General features: G+C 70.7%; 1 pseudogene. It reads right to left on the bottom strand.

Features of this window, described 5'->3' with window-relative positions:
• Nucleotides 1–2199: pseudogene (locus ADK64_RS04955) on the bottom strand (beta-ketoacyl synthase N-terminal-like domain-containing protein); the annotation flags it as partial.
• Between the last annotated feature and the right edge of the window lie 112 nt (nucleotides 2200–2311).

Raw genomic sequence — 2311 nt, 5'->3', positions numbered from 1 at the left:
CCGAAGCCGGCACACCATCAGCCAAAGCCACCAACCCAGAACTCAGCACATCCACACCACCACCCACCACCACAGCACGATGAGGAAAAACCGCACGCGTCGACACCAACGACAACGCGACATCCACCGGCCTCACCCCAGGCCGCCCCTCCATCAACGACAACAAACGCCCCGCCTGCCCCCGCAACGCCTCCGCACTCTTCGCCGACAACACCCACGGAACCAAGGGCGTCTCCCCGCCCGGCACCGGCGGCTCGTCCCCGGCCACCGGCCCCTGCTCCAAGATCGCGTGCGCGTTGGTACCGCTGATCCCGAACGACGACACGGCGGCCCGCCTCGGCCGGCCCTCCGTCTCCGGCCAGTCCACCGCCTCCGTCAGGAGCGACACCGCACCCGCCGACCAGTCCACCTGGGCGGTCGGCTCATCCACATGCAGCGTCTTCGGCAACACCCCGTGCCGCATCGCCATCACCATCTTGATCACACCGGCGACACCCGCAGCCGCCTGCGCATGCCCGATGTTCGACTTCAACGAACCCAGCCACAACGGCCGCCGTACGTCGCCAACAGCGCCTGCGCCTCGATCGGATCACCCAGCGCCGTACCCGTACCATGCGCCTCCACCGCATCGACCTCGTCCGGACTCAGCCCGGCGTTGGCCAGCGTCTGGCGGATCACGCGCTGCTGCGAGGGGCCGTTCGGCGCCGCCAGGCCATTGCTCGCGCCATCCTGGTTCACCTCACTGCCCCGCAGCACAGCGAGCACGGGGTAGCCGAGCCGCTCGGCGTCCGAAAGCCGTGCCAGCAGCAGCATGCCGGCGCCTTCGGCCCAGGCCGTGCCGTCGGCCGCCGCCGCGAACGGCTTGCACCTGCCGTCCGGCGCCAGCCCCCGCTGCCTGCTGAACTCCACGAACATGCCCGGCGTCGACATCGCGGTGACACCACCGGCCAACGCCAGCGTGCACTCCCCCCGCAGAAGTGCCCGGCTCGCCAGATGGATGGCCACCAGCGAGGACGAACACGCGGTGTCCACCGTCAGCGCCGGCCCCTCCAAGCCGAAGGTGTAAGCCACCCGGCCGGATGCGACGCTGGCGGTGGTGCCGGTCAGCATGTACCCGCCGGTGCCTTCGGTGGACTCGTGCAGGCGCGGACCGTACTCCTGGGCCGTGGCGCCGACGAAGACGCCGGTACGGCTCCCGCGCAGCGTGGCCGGATCGATCCCGGCCCGCTCGAACACCTCCCACGACGTCTCCAGCAGCAGGCGTTGCTGCGGGTCCATCGCCAGCGCCTCGCGCGGGCTGATCCCGAAGAACTCCGCGTCGAAGTCACCGAGCCGGGGCAGGAAACCGCCCTCGCGCACATACGACGTACCCTGCCGGGTGCTGTCCGGGTCGGGGTCGTACAGCGTCTCGAGCTGCCAGCCGCGGTCGGACGGCAGCTCACTGATCGCGTCCACCCCGTCGGCGACCAGCCGCCACAGCCGCTCCGGCGTGTCCGCACCACCGGGGTACCGGCAGCCCATCGCGACGATCGCAATGGGTTCGTCTCCCGTGGAATCGGTGGCCCGATCGTCCATGTCCGACTCGGCTGGCGTTCCGAGGAGTTCGGCCCGCAAGTGCCTGGCGAGCGCCGCCGGGCTGGGGTGGTCGAAGAGCAGGCTGGTCGGCAACGAGAGCGCGGTGACCTCGTTCAATACGTTCCGCAGCTCCACCGCGCTCAGAGAGGTGAAGCCCAGGTCCTTGAACGGCAGGTCGGGGTCGATCTCTTCGCGGGCGGCGTGCCCGAGCACGGCCGCGGCATGCGAGCGGACCGTGTCGAGGAGGATGCGCTCCTGCTCCTCGGTGGCCTGCCCGGCCAGCCGTCGGGCCAGCGGGGCCGACTCGGTGGCGATCGCCTCGTCCCCCGACCCCATCGGCTCGCCCAGCCAGTAACGCCTGCGTTGGAAGGCGTAGTTGGGCAGTCGGACCCGGTGCGCACCGTAACCCGCGAACAGCTCCTGCCAGTCGACGGCTACACCGCGTACGTGCAGCAGCCCGAGGGCGGTCAGCAGTGCTTCCGGCTCCGGGCGGTCGCGCCGCAGCGTCGCCCCGAAGGCGACGCCGGCTCCGCCGGCGACGCAGTCCTGTCCCATGGCGGACAGTACGGCGTCCGGTCCGAGTTCGAGGAAGGTGGTGACGCCTTCGGACTCCAGCCACCGCATCCCGTCGTGGAAACGGACCGCCTGACGGACATGGCGCACCCAGTAGTCGGCGCCGCCCAGTTCGTCCGCCGAGGCCACCGCACCCGTGACGTTGGAGACGATCGCGATGCGC

Source organism: Streptomyces sp. MMG1121 (assembly GCF_001280015.1).
Taxonomy (GTDB): Bacteria; Actinomycetota; Actinomycetes; order Streptomycetales; family Streptomycetaceae; genus Streptomyces.
The sequence above is the reverse complement of the archived record's forward strand: the minus strand, read 5'-3'. Positions and strand labels throughout refer to the sequence as shown.